This is a genomic window from Miniphocaeibacter massiliensis (assembly GCF_900232905.1).
Lineage (GTDB): Bacteria > Bacillota > Clostridia > Tissierellales > Peptoniphilaceae > Miniphocaeibacter > Miniphocaeibacter massiliensis.
The window spans coordinates 72,300-95,163 of sequence record NZ_OCTQ01000003.1 but is presented as its reverse complement, the minus strand read 5'-3'; the positions used below and the strand labels follow the sequence as shown (position 1 = coordinate 95,163).

General features: G+C 28.3%; 20 protein-coding genes. 15 read left to right on the top strand and 5 right to left on the bottom strand.

What is annotated here, in order from left to right:
* The first annotated feature begins 186 nt into the window (after positions 1-186).
* The 9 genes from dnaA to CS899_RS06630 all read left to right on the top strand — a co-directional run bounded on the left by dnaA (position 187) and on the right by CS899_RS06630 (position 10,087).
* Positions 187-1,578 carry a chromosomal replication initiator protein DnaA gene (gene dnaA, locus CS899_RS06670; protein WP_100065408.1) on the top strand — a complete coding sequence of 464 codons (1,392 nt, stop codon included), beginning with the start codon at positions 187-189 and terminating at the stop codon, positions 1,576-1,578.
* Between the two features lie 238 nt (positions 1,579-1,816).
* A complete protein-coding gene (gene dnaN, locus CS899_RS06665; RefSeq protein WP_100065407.1) occupies positions 1,817-2,917 on the top strand; it encodes a DNA polymerase III subunit beta in 1,101 nt (366 codons plus the stop codon).
* Positions 2,917-3,123 (top strand): RNA-binding S4 domain-containing protein, encoded by a 207-nt coding sequence (locus CS899_RS06660; RefSeq protein ID WP_100065406.1) that lies wholly within the window; start codon positions 2,917-2,919, stop codon positions 3,121-3,123. The genes dnaN and CS899_RS06660 overlap by 1 nt, the downstream gene beginning before the upstream one ends.
* Positions 3,124-3,132: 9 nt before the next feature.
* A complete protein-coding gene (gene recF, locus CS899_RS06655; RefSeq protein WP_100065405.1) occupies positions 3,133-4,239 on the top strand; it encodes a DNA replication/repair protein RecF in 1,107 nt (368 codons plus the stop codon).
* 21 nt (positions 4,240-4,260) lie between these two features.
* Positions 4,261-6,174, top strand: a complete 1,914-nt coding sequence (gyrB, locus tag CS899_RS06650; RefSeq protein ID WP_100065404.1) for a DNA topoisomerase (ATP-hydrolyzing) subunit B — start codon at positions 4,261-4,263, stop codon at positions 6,172-6,174.
* Between the two features lie 9 nt (positions 6,175-6,183).
* The gene (gyrA, locus tag CS899_RS06645; RefSeq protein ID WP_100065403.1) at positions 6,184-8,634 is read left to right on the top strand and encodes a DNA gyrase subunit A; all 2,451 of its coding nucleotides are present in this window, start codon (positions 6,184-6,186) and stop codon (positions 8,632-8,634) included.
* A 9-nt stretch (positions 8,635-8,643) separates the two neighbouring features.
* Positions 8,644-8,952, top strand: coding sequence for an STAS domain-containing protein (locus CS899_RS06640; protein ID WP_100065402.1), 309 nt, complete (start codon positions 8,644-8,646; stop codon positions 8,950-8,952).
* A gap of 3 nt (positions 8,953-8,955) precedes the next feature.
* Entirely contained in the window at positions 8,956-9,315 is a 360-nt protein-coding gene (locus tag CS899_RS06635) for an ATP-binding protein (protein ID WP_100065401.1), read from the top strand.
* Position 9,316: 1 nt separating this feature from the next.
* Positions 9,317-10,087 (top strand): SigB/SigF/SigG family RNA polymerase sigma factor, encoded by a 771-nt coding sequence (locus tag CS899_RS06630; protein ID WP_100065400.1) that lies wholly within the window; start codon positions 9,317-9,319, stop codon positions 10,085-10,087.
* A 58-nt stretch (positions 10,088-10,145) separates the two neighbouring features.
* Here the strand turns inward: CS899_RS06630 and epsC are convergent, their stop codons facing one another.
* From epsC to CS899_RS06615, 3 genes are all read right to left on the bottom strand, one after another.
* On the bottom strand, positions 10,146-10,694 hold the full coding sequence (gene epsC / locus CS899_RS06625; protein ID WP_100065399.1) for a serine O-acetyltransferase EpsC: 549 nt from the start codon (positions 10,692-10,694) through the stop codon (positions 10,146-10,148).
* Between the two features lie 273 nt (positions 10,695-10,967).
* Positions 10,968-11,432 carry a RidA family protein gene (locus CS899_RS06620; RefSeq protein ID WP_100065398.1) on the bottom strand — a complete coding sequence of 155 codons (465 nt, stop codon included), beginning with the start codon at positions 11,430-11,432 and terminating at the stop codon, positions 10,968-10,970.
* 136 nt (positions 11,433-11,568) lie between these two features.
* Entirely contained in the window at positions 11,569-13,167 is a 1,599-nt protein-coding gene (locus CS899_RS06615) for an N-acyl-D-amino-acid deacylase family protein (protein WP_100065397.1), read from the bottom strand.
* Positions 13,168-13,441: 274 nt separating this feature from the next.
* Between CS899_RS06615 and CS899_RS06610 the strand changes: the two genes are divergently transcribed.
* From CS899_RS06610 to CS899_RS06585, 6 genes are all read left to right on the top strand, one after another.
* Positions 13,442-14,953 carry a sodium:solute symporter family protein gene (locus CS899_RS06610; RefSeq protein WP_100065396.1) on the top strand — a complete coding sequence of 504 codons (1,512 nt, stop codon included), beginning with the start codon at positions 13,442-13,444 and terminating at the stop codon, positions 14,951-14,953.
* Positions 14,954-15,039: 86 nt separating this feature from the next.
* A complete protein-coding gene (locus tag CS899_RS06605; RefSeq protein ID WP_100065395.1) occupies positions 15,040-15,711 on the top strand; it encodes a helix-turn-helix transcriptional regulator in 672 nt (223 codons plus the stop codon).
* A 24-nt stretch (positions 15,712-15,735) separates the two neighbouring features.
* Positions 15,736-16,827, top strand: coding sequence for an alanine racemase (locus CS899_RS06600; protein ID WP_100065394.1), 1,092 nt, complete (start codon positions 15,736-15,738; stop codon positions 16,825-16,827).
* A 221-nt stretch (positions 16,828-17,048) separates the two neighbouring features.
* Entirely contained in the window at positions 17,049-18,122 is a 1,074-nt protein-coding gene (gene yedE, locus CS899_RS06595) for a YedE family putative selenium transporter (RefSeq protein ID WP_100065393.1), read from the top strand.
* Position 18,123: 1 nt separating this feature from the next.
* Positions 18,124-18,336: a sulfurtransferase TusA family protein gene (locus CS899_RS06590; protein ID WP_100065392.1), complete on the top strand. Its 213-nt coding sequence runs from the start codon at positions 18,124-18,126 to the stop codon at positions 18,334-18,336.
* Positions 18,336-18,566, top strand: a complete 231-nt coding sequence (locus CS899_RS06585; RefSeq protein ID WP_164995878.1) for a putative Se/S carrier protein — start codon at positions 18,336-18,338, stop codon at positions 18,564-18,566. Before CS899_RS06590 ends, CS899_RS06585 begins: the two co-directional genes overlap by 1 nt.
* 21 nt (positions 18,567-18,587) lie before the next feature.
* Here the strand turns inward: CS899_RS06585 and CS899_RS06580 are convergent, their stop codons facing one another.
* Entirely contained in the window at positions 18,588-19,970 is a 1,383-nt protein-coding gene (locus CS899_RS06580) for an aminopeptidase (protein WP_100065390.1), read from the bottom strand.
* Positions 19,971-20,096: 126 nt separating this feature from the next.
* Positions 20,097-22,862, bottom strand: coding sequence for a cation-translocating P-type ATPase (locus CS899_RS06575; RefSeq protein WP_100065389.1), 2,766 nt, complete (start codon positions 22,860-22,862; stop codon positions 20,097-20,099).
* Between the last annotated feature and the right edge of the window lie 2 nt (positions 22,863-22,864).

Sequence of the window (22,864 nt, the reverse complement as noted above, 5' to 3'; positions counted from 1 at the left end):
ATTTAATTTTAGAGAATAACCATTACTAAAATGCTTCAATTCTCTATTTTTTTAGCCTTAATTTAAGTAATCCACATTATTTGTGGATAAGTTGCTCATTTTGTGGATTACTTTTCCATATATTGTAATTTACAGGTATTATTAATTTTATTTTGTGGATTACTTGTTTATAACTCGGAGGTTTTTATGGATTTAAATATGACTTGGTCTGAATTATTATCCGTTTTAGAAGTTAATATGTCTGATGTAACATTTAACACTTGGATACAACCACTAACTCCAATAAATTTAACTACTTCAGAATTTATCGTTTCAGCTCCTAATGGATTTACAAAAAAGATGATAGAAAGCAAGTACCTAGCAGACCTAGAAGAAATACTTAGCTTTATTTTAAAAAAAGATTACAAATTAAAAATAATTCTTCCTACAGATATTGAGTACAAACAATATCAGGTGAAAACTAAACCTGGTGGTCAAAGATATTTTTCAGAGGTAGTAGAAGATAAGGATTCTGAAAAAAGAGATGTGGAAAGAATAAAAGCTGAACAAATGTTAAATCCAAAATATACTTTTGATTCTTTTGTTAAGGGTAAATCTAATGAATTTGCTCTATCTGCAGCTTTAGCAGTAGCTAAAAATCCTGCTTCTGCTTATAATCCACTTTTTCTATATGGTGGTCCTGGACTTGGAAAAACTCACCTAATGCAGGCTTGTGCTCACGAAATTATAGATAACAATCCAGATGCTAAAGTAGCTTATTTAAGTAGCGAAAAATTTACTAATGAACTAATCTCTTCAATAGGAGATAAAAGTACTAAAAAAAATAGCCAGTTTAGAAATAAATACAGAAATATAGATGTTTTATTAATAGATGACATACAATTCATAGCTGGAAAAGTTGGTACTCAGTTAGAATTTTTCCATACATTTAACGACTTATACTCTCAAAATAAGCAAATTATCATATCTTCTGATAGACCTCCTAAAGAAATTGAAACTTTAGAGGAAAGATTGGTTTCAAGATTTGAATGGGGGCTTATGGCAGATATTCAAATGCCAGATTATGAAACTAGAGTAGCTATTTTACAAGCTAAATTAAATGTTGAAAATGCTGTTGTTTCAATGGATATACTAGAATATATAGCTATGAACATAAAATCTAATATTAGAGAGTTAGAAGGTGCTTTAATGACTGTTATTGCATATTCAAAACTTTTAAATGAGCCTAATATTCCTCTAGAAAAAGCCAAAATAGCTTTAAAAAAAGTTATCGCTGAAAACGAAATGAGACCTATTACTTTAGATTTAATTAAAGAAATAATTGCAAATAGTTATGATCTTACAGTTGAAGATCTTTGTTCTAAAAATAGATCTAAACAAATTGCATATCCTAGACAAATTGCAATGTACTTGTCTAGACAATTAACAGATCTGTCATTATTAAAAATAGCTGAATCTTTTAATCGAGACCATAGCACTATAATGCATGGAGTTGAAAAAATAAATAATGATTTAAAGAATGATGATAATTTTAAAATAGAAATAGATAATATAGTTAAGATTATTAAAAATGAATAATCCACAAAAATATGTTGATATATATGTGGATAAGTTGTGGATTATTTTATTTAATTTAAATTTTTAATATTTTTGTTGATAATGTTGATAACTCAATGTTTTATTAATATTCTATCAACTTGTTTATCAATAGCTCAAAAGTGAATATCTAGGAAGTTATAGTGGTTATCCACATTATACACACCCCCTACTATAACTACTACTATTTTTTATTATAATTTATTTAAGGAGATTTATAATGAAATTTGAAATTAGTCAAAAAGAATTACTCAAACATATAAGTATTGCTCAAAAAGCTATTTCATCTAGAACTACTATACAAATACTAGAAGGAATATTATTTACTACTAAGGATAATTGCCTTATACTAACTTCTACAGATTTAGAATTAAGTATAGAAACAAAGGTAAATTGTTTAGTGGAAGAAGAAGGACAAATAGTAATAAATTCTTCAATGATAGGGAATATTGTTAGAAAATTACCTGATGCTCCTATAAAAGTGAATGTTGTAGGAGATAATATACAAATAAAATGTATGAACTCAGAATTTAACTTAATTGGGCAAGATTATTCAGATTATCCTCCATTACCAAAGAGGGATGGAGATAAAAATATAAAATTAGAAACAAATATTCTTAAAAACGCAATAAAACAAACAGTTTTTGCATCTTCACAAGATGAAACTAGACCTGCACTTACAGGTGTATTGGTAGAATTAGCCAATAATGAACTAAATTTTGTTGCACTAGATGGTTTTCGTATATCTTTGAGAAAATTTAATATTGAGTGTAAAGAAGATGTTAAAGAGATAATACCTTCAAGAGCTTTAGTTGAATTACAAAAAATATTAGAAGATGATCAAAGTATTGAAATAGACTTTATATCAAACAATATAGTATTTGACTTAGATGACACTTTAGTATATTCAAGACTTTTGGATGGAAAGTTTATAAATTATAAAGATATTATTTCTGATGAATATAGTACAAAAGTTGAAGTAAATAAAAAAGATTTTCAGGACTCACTAGAAAGAGCTTCTCTTTTAGCTAGGGAAGAAAAAGCTAATTTAATAAAAATAAGTGTAAAAAATAATAACTTAAATATTACTTCGAATTCTGAATATGGAAATGTAAATGAAAATATAGCTTGTATGAAAGAAGGAGAAGATATAGATATTGCTTTTAATGCAAAATATTTGTTAGATGGTTTAAAAGTAATAGATAGTGAAAATTGCGAAATACTGTTAACAGGTTCACTTAATCCTTGTATAATACATCCAGTAGATGAAGATATAGATTATACTTACTTAGTGTTACCAGTAAGACTAGGAAGAGAATAATGAATAATATAAAAATAACAACAGATTTTATAAAATTAGAACAATTATTAAAATTAGCAAATATAGTTTCTTCAGGAGGAATAGCAAAAGAATTAATTCAAAATGGAGAAATTAAAGTTAATGGAGAAGTTGAAATAAAAAGAGGTAAAAAATTAAGACCTGGAGATTTTATTGAATACGAAGGGCAAAAATTCTTTATTGAATAGGAGTACAAATTGATTATAAAGAATTCTTATCTTCTAAATTTTAGAAATTTTGATAATTTGAATATACAATTTGATAAAAAAACAAATATTATAGTTGGAGATAATGCACAAGGTAAGACTAATATTTTAGAGGCTGTGTATTTTAGTGCCAAGGGAAAAAGTTTTAGACCATCTAAAGAAGTTGATTTAATAAAATTTGATAAAGAAAATTCTTATATTAGAGTTGATATTGAATCAGATGAAGTTTCTGAAATAATAGAAGTTAAATTATCTAGAGATAAGAAAAAGCAAATTAGAATTAACGAAGATTTAATAGACACGATGAAAGAGTTAAGAACCTTTTTTGATATTGTTACATTTACTCCTGAAGATATAAAAATAATAAAAGATAGTAAGTCTTATAGAAGAAATTTTATAGATGAAGTAATTACAGGACTTATACCTTCATATAATAAAGTCCTTGTAAAATATAATAATATATTAGATCAAAGAAATTATTTATTAAAATATGGAAAAAATAAAAAATATTTCAATGAACAATTAAAAGCTGTAACAAAACAGTTGGTGACTGAAGGCATCATTGTAATAAAAATGAGAAATAAATATGCTACATCATTGAACAAGTTAAGCAAAATTATACATTCTGAAATAACTGAAAGAAAAGAAAATATTTCTATTGAATACGATAATACTATATTAAAAAAATACGGTGAAGACTTAGAAAAAAATCTTTACTTAGAAACTATGAAAAATATAGAAAAAGACAAAGAAATGGGATTTACTACAATAGGATGTCATAGAGATGATATTGTAATAAATATTGATGGAAGAAATAGCAGAGTTTTTGCTTCGCAAGGCCAGCAGAGAACTTTAACCATAAGTTTAAAATTGGCTCAAATAAAAATTTACGAAAAATTAAAAGAAACAAAGCCAATAATACTTTTAGATGATGTTTTTTCAGAATTAGATACAAGTAGAATAAAATATTTGTTAAATGTTATAAATGATTATCAATCGATTATTACATCTACAAATTTTGATTTTATAGATGACATAAAAGAATTAGATTTTAGAATTTTTATGTTAAAAGATAAAAATATAAGAATTATTAAGTGATAAATGAAAGGAAAAGAATAGATGAGTCAAGATAGACATTATACTGCTAGTGATATAAGAGTATTGGAAGGCTTAGAGCCAGTAAGACTTAGACCAGGTATGTATATAGGATCAACGAGCAGTAAGGGGCTACATCATTTAGTATATGAAGTAGTAGATAATAGTATAGATGAGGCATTAGCTGGAGTTGCGGATACTATAGAGATAATTATATATGAAGATGGAACAGTTTCAGTAAGAGATAATGGTTCGGGAATACCTGTAGAAAGACACCCTCAGACTGGAAAATCTACATTAGAGACAGTATTAACAATTCTTCATGCAGGTGGTAAATTTAACAATGATGCATATAAAGTTTCAGGAGGACTTCACGGAGTAGGGGTTTCAGTTGTAAATGCTCTTTCAGAATCTTTAATAGCAACAGTCCATAGAGATGGTTATGAATTTACACAAGAATTCTCAAGAGGAAAAGTTGTAACAGAAATAAAAAAAGGTAAAAAGGTAAGTGAAACTGGTACAGAAATAAGATTTAAACCAGATTCTGAAATTTTTGAAACTGTAGAATTTGAAAAAGAAATTTTAATAACAAGATTTAGAGAAATGGCATTTTTAAACAAAGGAGTAAGAATAACTTTAGAAGACAGGAGAGATGAAACTAAAGTAGAATTTCATTATGAAGGTGGAATAAAATCCTTTGTTGAATATTTAAACAGAAATAAAAATCCACTACATTCAGAAGTTATATATATTGAAGGAGAAAAAGATAAAAGTTATGTAGAAATTGCATTACAGTATACTGATAGTTATTCTGAAAATGTATTAACTTTTGCAAATAATATTCATACTCCAGAAGGTGGAACACATTTAGTAGGATTTAGAACTGCACTTACAAGATCTATAAATGATTATGGTAGAAAATTTAATTTGATAAAAGAAAAAGATAACAACTTACAAGGTGAAGATGCTAGAGAAGGACTTACAGCTATAGTATCTATAAAACTTTCAGAGCCACAATTTGAGGGACAGACAAAAGCAAAATTAGGTAATAGTGAAAGTAGGGGAGTAGTTGAGTCAAAACTATATGAAGGATTATCAACTTTTTTAGAAGAAAATCCTAAAGTAGCTAAGATAATAATAGAAAAAGCTCAGAGTTCAGCGAGAGCTAGAGAAGCTGCTAGAAAAGCAAGAGATTTAACTAGAAAAAGATCAATTTTAGATAATACTCCACTACCAGGAAAATTATCTGATTGTATAGATACAAATATAGAAAATAATGAAATATTTATAGTCGAAGGGGATTCTGCTGGTGGATCAGCAAAAGGCGGAAGAGATAGTCAATTTCAGGCTATACTACCACTTAGAGGAAAAATACTTAATGTAGAAAAAGCTAGACTTGATAGAGCTCTTAGTTCAGATGAAATAAAAAATATGATAACAGCTTTTGGTACAGGAATTGGAAGCGAATTTTCACTAGATAATTTAAGATATGGAAAAATAGTAATAATGACAGATGCCGATGTTGACGGTGCTCATATTAGAACATTATTATTGACGTTTTTCTTTAGATTTATGAGAGAATTAATAGAAAAAGGACATATTTACATTGCTCAACCTCCACTATATGGAATATTAAGAGGAGTAAAGGTAATTAGATATTGTTATAGTGAAGAAGAATTGAATAATTCATTAGATGAACTTGGTAGAGGAAGTAATTTAAAAGTTCAAAGATATAAAGGTCTTGGAGAGATGAATGCCGACCAGCTTTGGACAACAACTATGGATCCTGAAAATAGAGTTTTCTTAAAAGTAACTTTAGATCAAGAAGAAATGTTAACTTTAGATGAAACATTTACGACATTAATGGGTGATAAAGTAGAACCAAGACGTGAATTCATAGAAGAAAATGCAATATATGCAGAAAATATAGATGCTTAGGAGGAAAGAATGTCAGATATAATACAAAAACATGACAATATAATAGATGTTGATATAAATAATGAAATGAGAAAATCATATCTGGATTACTCCATGAGCGTTATAGTTTCTCGTGCTTTACCAGATGTAAGAGACGGATTGAAGCCTGTCCATAGAAGAATAATATTTGGTATGCAAGAACAAGGCTTATTTCCAGATAAATCCTTTAGTAAATCAGCAAGACTTGTAGGGGAGGTAATGGGTAAGTACCATCCTCATGGAGATTCAGCCATTTATGATGCAACTGTAAGACTTGCACAAGATTTCAATATGAGATACCCTCTTGTACAAGGTCAAGGTAACTTTGGTTCTATTGATGGAGATGGAGCAGCTGCACCAAGATACACAGAGCTTAGAATGGCTAAACTATGTTTAGAAATGCTAAGAGATATTAATAAAAATACAGTTGATTTTCAAGATAACTATGATGGTAGAGAAAAAGAACCAGTTGTACTCCCAGCCAGATTTCCAAATTTACTAGTAAATGGTTCTGCGGGGATTGCTGTAGGTATGGCAACAAATATGGCACCTCACAACTTAAGTGAAGTAATAGATGGAATAGTTGAATATATAGACAATAGAGATATAACGATTGAAGAATTAAATGGAATTATAAAAGGGCCAGATTTTCCTACAGGTGCTCATATTATGGGAAAAGAAGGAATAAGAAATGCCTATAATACTGGTCGAGGTAAAGTTATAATAAGAGCTGTTGCAGAAATAGAAGAACATAAAAATAGAGAGAGAATAGTTGTAACAGAAATACCATATCAAGTAAATAAATCTAATTTAATCATAAAAATAGCTGAACTTGTAAAAGAAAAAAGAATTGAAGGAATATCAGATTTAAGAGATGAATCTGGAAGAAAAGGTTTAAAAATTGTAATAGAACTAAAAAGAGATGCTAATGCTCAAATAGTTTTAAATAACTTATATAAACATACACAAATGCAAGTGACTTTTGGTATCATAAATTTAGCTCTTGTAAAAGGTGTTCCAAAAGTACTTAATTTAAAAGAATTAATATCATTTTATGTAGAGCATCAAGAAGAAGTTGTAACTAGAAGAACTAAATTTGAGTTAGATAAAGCAGAAGCTAGAGCTCATATAGTTGAAGGATTATTAAAGGCAATAGACAATATAGACGAAATTATTCACATTATAAGAACTTCATATTCAGATGCATTAGAAAAACTAATGGAAAAATTTGCTTTTTCAGAAATTCAAGCACAAGCAATTTTAGATATGAGACTTAGAAGACTTCAAGGTCTTGAAAGAGAAAAACTACAAGAAGAATATGAAGAATTAATTAAAGAAATTGCTAGATTAAAAGAAATTTTATCAAATGAAGAGCTATTATTAAATATTATAAAAACAGAATTAATAGAAATAAAAGAAAAATTTGGTGATAAGAGAAGAAGTGAAATAAAGCCTTCATTTAATGATATTGATATAGAAGAATTAATAGAAGAAGAAGATGTATTGATAACTCTAACTAAACAAGGTTATGTAAAAAGAATTCCAGCAGACTCCTACAAAGTACAAAATAGAGGTGGAAAAGGAGTAATGGGATTAACAACAAAAGAAGATGATTTTGTTGAAACACTATTTATAACATCAACACACAGCACAATATTATTCTTTACAAATAAAGGTAGAGTTTACAGTCTAAAAGCATATGAAATACCAGAAGGAAAAAGACAAGCTAGAGGTCATGCAATTATAAACTTACTACAAATATCTAAAAATGAGAAAGTACAGGCTGCAATACCATTTAAATCATTTGATGAGAATACTTACTTGTTTATGGCTACAAAAGAAGGTCTTGTTAAAAAAGTTAGATTAGATTTATTTAAAAATTTAAGAAAATCTGGATTAATAGCTTTGACACTAAAAGAAGATGACGAATTAATATCTGTTCGTTCAATTATAAAAGATGATCAAGCAATGATAGTTACACAAAATGGGTTGTCTATTAGATTTAAAATAAATGCAATAAGACCAATAGGAAGATCTGCACAAGGTGTTAAAGGTATAAGCTTAGCACCTAATGATAGTGTTGTAGCTATGGATATTATCGAAGATAATGATTATTTACTAGTTGTTTCAGAAAATGGATATGGAAAGAAAACTACTATAAAAAATTACAAAGTTCAAAATAGAGGTGGTAAAGGTGTAAAAACTTATAAAATCTCTAAGAGAACAGGAAATTTAATATCTGCAAAATTAGTATCTATGGAAGATGAAATAATATTAATGTCAGCTAAGAGTGATATAATAAGACTTAATGTTAGAGATATATCAACTAAAGGAAGAGATACTATGGGCGTTAAGATCAAAGATGTTAAAAATGATGATGACCAAATAGTAGCGGTTACAAAATATGTGGAAGATGTGGAAAACATAGAAGATAAAAAATAGGAGGAGCTAATGAAGTTAAACTATAAAATTTCTGAAGATCAAGAAGATTTAATTGTAAATCTAACAGGAGATTTAGATGCATATTCAAGTGAAGATTTTAAAACTGAGGTTCTTAAGAGTTTAACTACTCCTAAGAATATAGTAATAGATGCTAATAAATTAGAATTTATAGATTCAACAGGGTTAGGAAGCTTAATTAGTATATACAATAAAGTAAAAGAAGAAAATAATAAAATTACTATAATAAATATGAAATCTAATGTTAAAAAAATATTTGAAATAACAGAGTTAGATAAAGTATTTAATATAATGGAGTAGAGAATGTCCAAAATATATAAATTAACAATAGAAAATATTTCAGAAAATATTTCATTAGTAAGATTAAATTCATCTTTTATAGCTAGCAGAATAAATTTTAACGTAGAGGAAATTGAAGATATAAAAGTTTCTGTTAGTGAAGCTATGAACTATCAATTAAATCTATCTAAGACAACAGAGGTTGAATTTATTTTAAGTGATAATAAAATAGAAATTAATGTTATAAATGAAAATATAAGAGATAAAGAAATAGTAGATAATAGTTCCGACGAATTTGCAAAAATGATACTAGAATCTTTAATGGATGAAGTTTTATTTGAAGAAAATAAAATATATCTTTCAAAGAGTTTAAAGGTAAATTAAAATGAATAATGATAGCAAACAAGCAGAACAAAAAGAAATAAAAAAGTTGTTTGAGGAATATTCTAAAAATAGAGATAAAAAAACAAGAGACATATTAATAGAAAAGAACTTGTATATTGCGGAAATCTTGGCAAAAAAATATGTAAACAAAGGGATAGAATACGATGATCTATTTCAAGTAGCCAGTATTGGATTGATATTAGCAATAGAAAGGTATGATATATCAAAAGGTTTTGAATTTTCTAGTTATGCTACTCCGACAATAGTGGGTGAAATAAAAAAATACTTTAGAGATAAAGGTTGGGTAATAAGAGTTCCTAGAAGAATACAAGAACTATCTAAAAAAGTTAATAATGCAAAGACTCACCTTAGTCAACTTTTGCAAAAATCTCCAACAATTCAAGATATTGCAGAATATTTAAATATTACAGAAGAAGAAGTAATAGAAGCATTGGAGGGAAGTAGAGTATATGCTCCACAATCTTTAGATGTTTCGTTGGATTCACAAAATGAAGATAGAGAAGTAAATCTTCAAGATTTAATTGGTCAAGAAGATGAAGATTTTGCTAAAATTGAAATGAGAGATTTTATTGATGGTGTAATGAAAAATTTAAATGAGCTAGAAAAGAAAATTTTAATAGATAGATATTTTGAAAAGAAAACTCAAGTTTCAATAGCTAAGGAATTAAATATTAGCCAAATGACAGTATCAAGAATGGAAAAAAAGATAATAGAAAAATTTAGAAATGAAATGGAAGAAACTAATGCTTAGTTTCTTCTTTTTTATAATTAAGTAAAGTTATACACAATTATTTGTGGATAACTTATGGTTAATCTTCTTCAAATACATAATCTGGACCATGCTCAATAATTCTTACAGGCATTCCAACAGCAGTTGTATCTGCAGGAATATCATGTAGAACTAAAGCTCCAGCACCTATTTTACAATGGCTTCCAATAATAACATCACCAAGGATAGTAGCTCCAGTTCCTATAATTACATCATGTTCTATAGTAGGGTGTCTTTTTCTATTTTTAACTTTGCCAGTTCCACCAAGGGTAACACCGTGGTAAATAGTGACTCTATCACCGACAATAGCTGTTTCTCCAATAACAACGCCAGCACCGTGGTCTATAAAAACATTTTCTCCAATAGTAGCACCAGGATGAATTTCTATACCTGTTTTATGCCTAGCTCTTTGAGATATCCACCTAGCTAAAGTAGTATAACCTTTTTTATAAAAATATTTAGCTCTATGGTGAGACATTATTGCTTTTATAGAAGGATATAAAAACATAGCTTCAAATAAATTTTTACAAGCAGGGTCATTTTTTAATATATATTTTGCTTCTAAAATTCTTTTTTTAAAAAAACTCATATAAACAATCCTTTAAATTAAATTTTTGTACAATAAAAGCCCAAGCTAAGCAGCGTGGGCTTATATTAGTATATAATTATATCATAATATATAAATTTATGTGATTATCTTTTTGCGAAAAATATAAAGTTTATAATAATTTATACTACAAGAAAAACTTATAAATATAAATATAAATATAAAGGATAAAACACCTAAATTATTTAATTCAAATACAAAATAAAAGGCAAAGTAAGAATATAATTAAATTTATATTATAAACTAATATATTTTCTAAATTAATTCTATTAAAGCTTCAATTTCTACAGGAATATTTCCAGGAAGAACATTAACTCCTATAGCAGATCTTGAAGAAATTCCTATTTCTTCTCCAAAAATATCTTTTAATAACTTAGAAGCTGTATCTGCTACTTGAGGTTGATTGAAAAAATTATCTTCACTTGAAACAAAAACAAGTAACTTAACAAATGATTTAATTTTATTCAAATCTCCTATTTTATCATCAATAACAGATAATACATTTAATATACATCTTTCAGCAGCTTCTTTGCCTTGTATTTCAGTTAATTCTCCTCCAATTTTACCAGTTAAAACATCTTTATTTACACATTGTGGACCACAGCCAGAAACATAAGCTAAATTATTTCCAAACTCTTTAATAGGGGCATAAAGTCCTCCTTTAGCAGGCGCCTTAGGCAACGAATAACCTAATTTTTTTAAATTTTCATAAACATTCATATTTTTTTCTCCTATCATATTATTTTTTATTAAAAAGTATATTAAATGTTGGCAAATTATATTTTCTAAACTTACTAATATAAGAATAGTAATTATTTTTGAGTTAAAAATATCTTTAGAAGATATGATTCAAATTTTACAATTTATGTCTTAAAACTTTGCCAAGTCCAGTGTTGATAAATGTATCAGATTTATTTGTCAATTCTCCAGATAGAAAAACATAGTCAAAACCTGTTGGGGAGATAGTAGGATTAATATAATTTGCATGATTTTCAATGTTATCTAAATCAAATATTAACAAATCAGCATCATAGCCTTCTTTTATTCTTCCCTTATTTTCAATACCGAAAATTTTAGCTGGGAAATAAGTCATTTTATAAATAGCCTCTTCTAAATTTAAAATATTTTTTTCTTTTACATATTCTTGTAAGACTTTTGCGTGAGTTCCAATTTGACGTGGATGAGGAAGACCTCCATCAGGATATATAGAATCAGATATTATAGAAGTAAAAGGATATTTTAAAATAGTTTCAATATCTTCTTCACATACTATAAAATTAACCATTGATATATTTAAATCTTCTTCTATTAGTAAATCAAATGCCACATCATAAGGATCTTTTCCGAGTTCTTCAGCTATTTCACTAACTTTCTTTCCAATAAATTGTTGATTTTTTTCTGTCTGGACAGTTGTAATCATAATTGAGTGCCAACCAACAGAATAAAGTAAATTTTCAAAATATTCTTGTTTATTTTCTAAAATATTTTTACACGTAGCTCTTTTTATAGGATTCTTGAGCCTTTCTATAGTTTTTTCATGTCCTCCTTCTAAAAATTCAGGAGGTAGTAATTGTACCAATTGAGTAGAACCTGCAGTCCAAGGATAAATATCAGCAGTAATTTTCATACCTTCATTTTGAGCTTCGTTAATAACTTCAGTAGCTTTATTTAAAAGATGTCCCCAGTTATGAGGACCAACACATTTGTAGTGGCTTATATGCAAAGGAACATTTAATTCTTTAGCTATAGAAATTACTTCTTTTAAAGAAGTAACTAGTAAATCTCCTTCGCCTCTAATGTGAGTAACTAATGGAATATTTTTATTTCTTATAGGCTCTAGTGCCTTTATAATTCCATTAAAATCATACATGTTTTCAGGCATATATACTATTCCCATAGACACTCCAAAAGCTCCAGAATTAATGGCATCATTTAGAAAAATATGTAAATTACCATACTGTTCATCAGTTAATTCCCCTTTATTAAAACCATTAACTGCCATTCTTAGAGTCCCGTTTCCTACATGCATTCCAAAGTTTATAGGCAAATTTAGTTTTTCCAATTCATCCAAGTATTCTGAAAATGTTTCAAAATTTATATCTTTAGGAACAGAGCCTATTATAGGACTTAGATAACTGTAAATTTCATCTTTCCACTTATTTGGACATGGAACAACACTTAATCCACAATTACCATTTATTGTAGTAGTAATTCCTTGTCTGATTTGTATTTCACCATAATTATCTTTAAATGCAAATGCATCACTATGCCTATGAGCATCTATGAAACCTGGAGAAACAATCTTATTATTTGCATCAATAGTTGTTACAGCCTCTATATTAATAGATTTATCTATTTGTACTATTTTGCCATCGTTTACAGCAATATCAGCGATATATCCTTTAGAATTAGTACCATCTATTATAAAACCATTTTTTATTAAAAGTTGGATCATAATTTTCACTCCTTACCAAAAAAAATATACTAAAAAAAAATTAGTAAACTACCAAAAAAATATTTTGCATAAATTAATAATAACAAAAAAACAATAAAAATACAATAAAGTATTAAAATAACTAGATTATACAAAAAAACAACGGACTTGACAAAATTAATGATAACGTTATAGAATTAAGTCAATTAAATTACACAAAAATATTTTTTGGTAATTTAGAATATAAACAAAAAAATATTTTGTAAGCTTATTTATTAAATTTAGGAGGTTTAAAATGGAAGGGACAAAATATGCTACATTTTTTTTGATAGGATTTGTAATATACACAGCGTTAATGATTTTTATTGGCTGGTATACATCTAGAGGAAAAGCCTCAGGGTCTAACTATTTAAATGGTGGTGGTAATTTACCAATATTCCTAATATTTGGAACTATGGGAGCTACATTAATAGGAACAGGGTCGTCAATAGGGGCAACAGCAAATGGTTTTAAGAGTGGTTGGGCAGGAGCAGCTTATGGTTTAGGAGCAGCTATTGGTATATTTGTATTGGTATGGTTTACTAAAAAAGTTAAATTACGTTCTAAAGGTTTCAATACAATGACTGAAGAAGCTATGTATCATTACAACGGAAGTCAACAAATGAGAGTAGTAATGGCTATCATGATGTTTGTTATAGAAATAATATGGCTAGGCAATCATATGAATGGTGGGGCTACATATTTATCATTTATTACAGGAATAGATATGGTTTATGCCAAATTAATAATGGTTTTAGGTTTTAGTATATATATATTAATAGGAGGTTATTTAGCAGTAGTTTGGACAGACTTTATACAGTTCATAATAATATGTTTTGGATTTGTTGCAATTACATTTACAGCGCTATCAAAAGCTGGAGGGTGGAGTAATATTCAAGAAGTTATTACATCTACGGGAAATGTTGGAAATTTAAGCTTTTATGGGATTAAAACACTAGGATTAATGGGTCTGATAAATTTAATATTTTCAATAGCGATACCTATGGGTGGAACACCTACATATCGTTTGAGAATTTACACATCTAAAGATGATAAGTCTGCAGGAAAAGCATTAAAAATGTCAGGAATTGCATTGTTTATATTTTCATTTTTACCAGCTTTAATAGGTATGGCAGCCTTTGTAATAGCTACAAAAAACAATGCAGCAGAGGTATTGAATAATCCAGATTTCTCATTTACTTATATTGCAACTTCTGTATTGGGACCTATGTTAGGATTAATATTTATGATTTCAGGTTTATCAGCTACGTTATCTTCAGGAGATTCAGATGCTATAGCGGCTGTAAATATACTTTTAACAGATGTTTATCCAATAGCAACAGGAGGAAAACATATATCGGAAAAGAAAATGACATTGTGGAGTAGAATTGCAACAATAGGAACCTTAGCACTTGCATTTATTGCAACATTATTTGCGAAAGATGTTATGAGTTATATAACAAATGTAATAGGATCAATTATACCTGGAGTTTCAGTTGCTATGTTTGTTGGAGCTTTATGGAAAAAAGCCACATGGCAAGGAGGATTAGCTGCTGTTATTGGAGGAACTGGTTTTGGAATATCTTTTCTATTGATACCAGCTGTTAATAATTTCATATTAAATACTTTTAAAGGACCTTCAATTCCAGCGACAATAATTTCGTTAATTTTAATTGTGATAGTATCATTAGGCACTAAAAATAAAGTATTAACTCATGAAGAAAAAATGAAAATAGTAATGGATACTAGAAATCCAGAAGTATTATAAAAAAGCGTATATATTATACGCTTTTAAATTTCTGTTAATAATAATATACTAGTAGTAGTAATTTTAATAGTATAAAGGGGAAATAAATGAAAAGTGTAATGGACGATATAGAAAATTTAAAGAGATTAGTTAAAATGATAGCTTCTCAATTTGGATCTAATACAGAGGTAATATTACATGATCATGTTTATCATGATTATGATAACTCAGTTGTAGCAATAGAAAATGGATATATTACAGGTAGAAAAGTAGGAGATGGTGGAACAAATTTAGGATTAGAAGCTATTAGAAAAAATACTAATGAAAATACAGGAGATAGTTACTGTTATTTTACAAAGACAAAAGACGGAAAAGTATTGCGTTCTTCAACATATTTTTTTAGGAATGAAAATAACGAAGTAATAGGATCTCTTTGCTTGAATACAGATATATCTGATTATATGAATTTAGGCAAATCTATAGAGAATATTACCATGTATACTCCAGAGAAAGAAATAGAAGAGATATTTGCAAATAGTGTAGGAGATTTAATAGATCATTTTATAAATGAAGCAAAATTATTATTAAACAAACCAGTAGATGATATGTCAAAAGAAGATAAAATTAAAATTTTAACATTTTTAGATAAAAAAGGTTTTTTTCTAATTTCTAAATCGGGAGATATAGCTTGTGACTATTTAAAAATGTCTAAATATACATTGTATAAATATTTGAATGAAATCAGAGAAACAGATGAAGATAAAAGTTATAGTAGATAAATTAATTAATTAAGGAGTAATAATATGTCAGAAATGAATACACCAGCAGTTCATATAAATATGAATCAAGTTGAAAAAAACATAGAAGAGGTAGCTAATAATTTAAAAGTACAAGGAATTGCTCATAGACCTCATATTAAAGTTCACAAATCTGTTTATTTAGCTCAACTTCAACAAAAATTAGGTGCAAAAGGAATTACCGTAGCTACCTTAGGAGAGGCTGAAGTTATGGCAGATGGTGGAATAAAAGATATATTATTGGCTTTTCCATTAATAGGAGAAGAAAAATTACAAATATATGGAAAATTGCTTAAGAGGGAAGGAATTACCTTAAGAACTATTATAAATTCCATAGAAGGAGCAAATGGACTTTCAAATCTTGGTTTGAAAATAAATATGAAGATTCCAGTATTAATAGAAGTAGATGGAGGAATTTCAAGAGGAGGATTGCCTTTAGGAAGTAAGTTAACTGAGTTTGGAAAAAAAGTAAAGGGATTAAAAGGAATAGATATTCAAGGAATTTTATATTATGGCGGTGATATTTACGGTCTAAAAGATATAGAGGAAATGAGAAAACGAAGTAAAAGGGAATCAGAAGATATAATAAGTTCTGTAAAATCTTTAGAAGAAATTGGACTTAAAATGGATATACTTAGTGGAGGAAGTTCTTTCTCAATAAGATTTCCAGAAGAATTAAAAGGTATAACAGAGGCTAGAGCTGGAAATTATATATTTAATGATTGCGCTCAATTAACAACAAATTTAATTGATGAAAAAAAATGTGCTCTTACAATACTTGCTACAGTAGTATCAAGACCAGATGAAAATACTGCTATTATAGATGCTGGAACAAAAACTTTGAGTAGCGATTTAGTAGGATTTAGAGAAGGATATGGATATATAAAGGAAGATCCTTCAATAATAATCCATAAGTTAAATGAAGAACATGGATTTTTAAAATCTAATAAACCAATATCATTTAAAATAGGTGATAAAATAAATATTATTCCTAACCATGCATGTGTAATACCAAATTTAGCTGGTAAGGTTTATTGCATTAAAGATGGAATCTTAGATAGAGTTTTAAAAATTGAAGGACAAAGTAAAATACAATAAAAATATTTTGAAATAGTAAAGAATTTAATATTGTTCTTTACTATTTTTTTAATGGGAAATAGTAAAGACTAAAATAGAAAGAAATAATGGTAGATTCTTTATAAAAAATTCAATAATTAAAACGAAAAATGTTAAAATATAAACAATATTTAATAATTTGATAATAAAAAAAATTTATAATACAATTCCGATGAAATATAAATATATAAGGAGGAGGAATTATGAAAAAAGAAAATATTAAGATTTTTGTAGGCGGATTTATAATTGGAATTGTTGGAATACTATTACTTTACTTTGGAAATCCAGGAAATATGGGAATATGTATAGCTTGTTTTTGGAGAGATATAGCAGGTGCATTAGGTTTACATAGGGCAGGAGTTGTTCAATATATAAGACCTGAAATAATAGGAATTATATTTGGAGCATTTTTATCTTCAATATTATTTAAAGATTTTAAAGGTAGAGGAGGGTCGAATCCTCTTATAAGATTTGTTTTAGGTATATTCATGTCAATAGGAGCACTAGTATTTTTAGGTTGTCCTTTAAGAATGATATTTAGAATAGCAGCAGGAGATTTAAATGCAGTAGTTGGATTATTAGGTTTTGTTTTTGGTATTTTAATAGGAATTTTATTCTTAAAAAAGGGTTACTCATTAGGAAAGTCTGTAAAGGAATCAAAGATAGTTGGTTTAATAATGCCAGCTTTAGCAGTAATGTTATTAATATTTTTATTAGTAAAACCAGCTTTTATATTCTTCTCTAAAGAAGGTCCAGGGTCAATGCATGCACCTATAATAATATCTTTAGTTGGTGGATTAGTAGTAGGAATAATATTACAGAGAACTAGAATATGCACTGGTGGAGCATTTAGAGATTTATTTTTAATAAAAGATATGCACTACCTTTGGGGTGTAATAGGAATATTTGTTGCAGCTATAATTGGAAATTTAATTTTAAATGCTTTAGGAGAAGGACATGCACATATAGGATTTGAAAATCAACCTGTAGCTCATACTATGGGATTATGGAATTTCTTGGGAATGACAATAGTAGGTCTTATTGCAGTAATGTTAGGAGGGTGTCCTATTAGACAAACTGTTTTATCTGCAGAAGGAGATGGAGATGCAGCTGTTACAGTTTTTGGAATTATAATAGGAGCAGCTATAGCTCATAATTTTGGCTTGGCTTCAAGTGCAGAAGGAGCAACACCTAATGGAAAAATAGCTACAATAATTATATTGTGTATAACATTAATAATAGCATTTGTAATTACTAAACATTCAGGGGAGGAATAAAATGGCAAAAAAAGAAATAGATGCAAGAGGATTATCTTGCCCAGAACCAGTAATTTTGACAATGAATAGTATAAAAAAAGACATAGATGAAGTAATAGTAAAAGTTGATACTAACATAGCAAAAGAAAATGTATCTAGATTTTTAGAAGGAAAAAATTTTAAAGTATTAGTAGAAGAAGAAAATTCAGATTTTATAATAAAAGGTAAAAAATAGTGAAAGAATCAACAATTTTTACTTTTCATACAATTAGCCAAGCATTAAAATTTGAAAAGATATTAAGTAAAAATAAATTAGAAGTAAAACTTAGACCAGTTCCTAGAAAATTAAGTTCATCTTGTGGAAATTGTGCATACGTAAATACAGAAGATTTAGAAAAAATAGAAGAACTACTTAAAGAAAATAAAATAGAATATGATGGAAAATATGAAGAAAAAGACCTTTAAATAAAAGGTCTTTTTTATTAGTTATTTAAAAAATACATTATAAGCTTTACAAGTCATATAAGCATCAGCTTTACTTAAAAGCTCTAAAGGAGCGTGCATAGAAAGCATTCCAGTTCCCATATCTACAACTTCAGCACCATATCCAGCAAGAATATAGGCAATGGTTCCACCACCACCTTGGTCAACTTTTCCAAGTTCTCCTGTTTGCCAAATAATATTTTCTTTGTTGAATAAATCTCTAAGTTCAGCAATGAATTCTGAATTTGCATCATTGCAACCACCTTTACCACGAGAACCAGTATATTTAGCCATAGTTACACCATGACCTAATAAAGAAGCATTATTTTTTTCTAGTACTTCTGGAAAAGTTGGGTCATAAGCAACTGTAACATCTGCTGAAAGAACTTTAGAATTAGCCATTGATCTTCTTACAAGAATATCAGAATAATCTTCTCTTTGACTTAATATTTCAGCAACCATATTTTCTAAGAATATTGCTCCCATTGAAGTATTTCCAACAGAGCCAATTTCTTCTTTATCAACAAATAAAGCAACAGCAGTTCTACTTGGTGAATTTGTTTTTAAAATAGCTTCAAGTGCAGCATAGGAACAAACTCTATCATCATGTCCATGAGCAGCAATCATAGCTCTGTCAAAACCAACATCCCTTGCTTTTGAAGCTGGAACTATTTGTAATTCAGCTACTAGAAAATCTTCTTCTACTATTCCATATTTTTTGTTTAAATATTTTAGTAAATTATCTTTTATAGGATTCTTTGAATCTTCTTCTGGAAATTTAGAATTATGGGCAACTACCACATTTAATTGTTCACCAGTAATTCCTTCAGCTAAAGTTTTCTTTAATTGGTCAGAAGATAAATGAATTAGCAAATCATTTATATAGAAAACAGGGTCATTTTCTTCATCACCTATACTAATATTTAATTTAGTACCATCTTTTGTGATAATAAGTCCATGTAATGCTAAAGGAATAGTAGTCCATTGATATTTTTTAACTCCACCATAATAGTGGGTTTTTAAAAGTGCTAAATCTCCTTCTTCATAAAGAGGATTTTGTTTTAAGTCTAATCTAGGAGCATCTATATGAGCACCTACTATATTCATTCCTTCTGATAAGTCATCACCAACAATCATTAATACAACTGACTTATTTTTATTATTTAGATATATTTTGTCACCCTTTTGTATTTTACTTTTTAAGGCATCTTCTAAACTAATATAACCATTTTCCTCAGCCTGTTTTATAATTTCAGAACAAGCTTCTCTTTCAGTTTTTGAGCTGTCTAAAAAAGATTTATATCTTTCTCCATAATCGTATATTTTATCAAGTTGTTCTTGTGTAGCATTTTTCCAAATATTTGTTTTTTCATAATTTAAAGTCATATTATCACCTCACATATTATTATACATCTTTAATAAATAAATAACAGATAATTAAACTTATTTTATAAAAATAGTTAAATAAAAAAGAGAGTGATTTAGCACTCTCTTTTTATATTATTAATTATATTATTTTTTTCTCCTTATTACCTTTGAAACTTCTCCCATTATAAATGGTAAGAAAGATAATGGAACTATTAATGCCCAATCTCTAAGAGTTAAAGAATGAGTATTAAATAAGTCATGTAATTGTGGTACATAAATTACAACTAAAGTAATTAAGAATGAGAATATAACACCTTGAATAAGTCTCTTGTTAGTTGTTATTCCTAATTCAAATACAGTGTACTTTGTACTTCTTACAGAGAAAGATCTTAAAAGTTCAGCCATTATTAAAGTAACAAAAGCTATTGATCTAGGTTCTCTTAATTCAAGATTCAATTTATCTGTTAAAGCAGCTATTACAGATTCATTATTAGAATCAGCTATAGATTGATATAGTTCACTCCAATTTTTAGCATATAATTCTAAAGATATATAATAAGCAGCAAGTACTGCTACAGTAATAGCAATAGATTGTAATGCTATTGAAATAACTAGTCCTTTATCAATAATTGGTTCATTAGGATCTCTAGGATTTTGTTCCATAATATCTTTTTCACCTTGTTCAACTCCAAGAGCTAATGCAGGGAACAAGTCAGTTACTAAGTTTAACCATAGTAATTGAACTGGTAGTAATGGAGTAGGCCAGTTAAATATTATAGCTAAAAATATTACAAGTATCTCACCAACATTACAGCTTAACAAGAATGAAACGAATTTTTTTATATTTGAATAAATAATTCTACCTTCTTCAACAGCGTGTACTATTGTAGCAAAGTTGTCATCTGTCAATATAACATCAGCTGTATTTTTAGCAACGTCAGTACCAGTTATACCCATTGCTATACCAATGTCTGCTTTTTTTATAGCGGGAGCATCGTTAACTCCATCTCCTGTCATGGCAGTTATTTCTCCATTTTCTTTTAAAGCAGTAACAATTTGTACTTTATTTTCTGGAGAAACACGAGCAAATACTCTTTTAGTTTTAACTATTTCTCTAATTTCTGCTTCAGACATAGTATTAAGTTCTTTACCCATTATAGCTTGGTCGTCATTTTCAGCTATACCTAAGTCTTTAGCTATAGCAAGAGCTGTTTCTAAATAATCACCAGTAATCATAACAGGAACTATACCAGCAGTTTTACATTCTTTTATAGCATCTTTAACTTCTGGTCTTGCAGGGTCTATCATACCAGCAAGTCCTACAAAAATCATTTCATTTTCGATAGTGTCAGAATTAATATTTGCTGGTAAACCATCATATGTTTTAAAGGCTAAAGCCAAAACTCTAAGAGCTTGTCTAGCAAATTTTATATTTTGTTCTAAAAGATTTTTTCTAGTTGTATCATCTAAATCTACAACTTTACCATCTATTAAAATTTTAGTACATTTGTCTATAATAATATCTGGAGCACCTTTTGTAAATGAAACAACTTTATCATCTATAAATTTGTCATGGAAAGTGGTCATCATTTTTCTAGTTGAATCAAAAGGTATTTCTTCTATTCTAGGATAAATCTTATTAGCATCTTCTTTAGTTATTCCAAGTTTTCCAGCCAAAGTTAAAAGAGAACCTTCAGTAGGGTCTCCTGCTAATGAATAAACACCTTCTTCAACAGTAAGTCTAGCATCATTTGTCAAAGTACCTATATTTAAGAAAGTAAATAGACTTCCTGAATTATCTTGAGTTACTTTATCACCATCAATTAATAAATCTCCAGTAGGATCATATCCTGTTCCAGTAACATCAATTTCTTTATTATCAACGAATGCTTTAACAACAGTCATTTCATTTTGAGTTAAAGTACCTGTTTTATCTGAACAAATATAAGTTGTTGTTCCTAATGTTTCAACTGCAAGTAATTTTTTTACAATTGCATTATGTTCAGCCATTCTAGTCATTCCTAAAGAAAGAACTATAGTTACAATTGCTGGTAAACCCTCAGGAATAGCAGCTACTGCTAATGAAACGGATGTTAGTAACATTTGTAACCATTCATGGCCATAAAGCAAACCTGTAGCTAGTACAATAGCACAAACAACGATTACTATAATTCCTAAAACTTTACTAAGTTGAGCAAGTTTCTTTTGTAGAGGAGTTTGTTCATCTTCGAAAGATTGTATTTTAGTTGCAATTCTACCTATTTCAGTATCTTTACCAGTTCCAATAACGACTCCTTTACCTCTACCATAAGATACTATTGTTGAACTAAATGACATATTATCTCTGTCTCCGATTTCAACAACATCATCGAAAGTAACTTTGGCATCTTTTTCAACAGGAACAGACTCTCCTGTTAAAGAAGCTTCTTCAATTTTCAAGTTACTGCTTTCAACTAATCTTAAGTCCGCCGGAACAATATCTCCAGTTTCTAAGTCAACAATATCTCCAGGAACTAGGTCTGCAGATGGGATACTAACGATTTCTCCATCTCTATAGACTTTAGCATTTGGTGCAGCCATTTTTTGAAGAGCTTCAATAGCTTGTTCTGCTTTACCTTCTTGGTAAATACTAAGTGCAGCGTTAGCAACAACTATGGCCATAATTATAATAGCATCAGAAACTTCTTTAAGAAGAATAGATAATACTGCTGCAACTATAAGAATTAATATCATTGGATCTAAAAATTGTTCAGCAAGTTTAGCCCAAATAGTTTTTTTCTTACCTTCTTCAAGAGCGTTGGGACCATATTTTTCAAGTCTAGTTTTTGCTTCACTAGTACTTAAACCTTCTGAAAGATTGGTTTGTAGCTCTTTTTCAATCTCTTCAGATTTTTTATTATACCACTCCATTA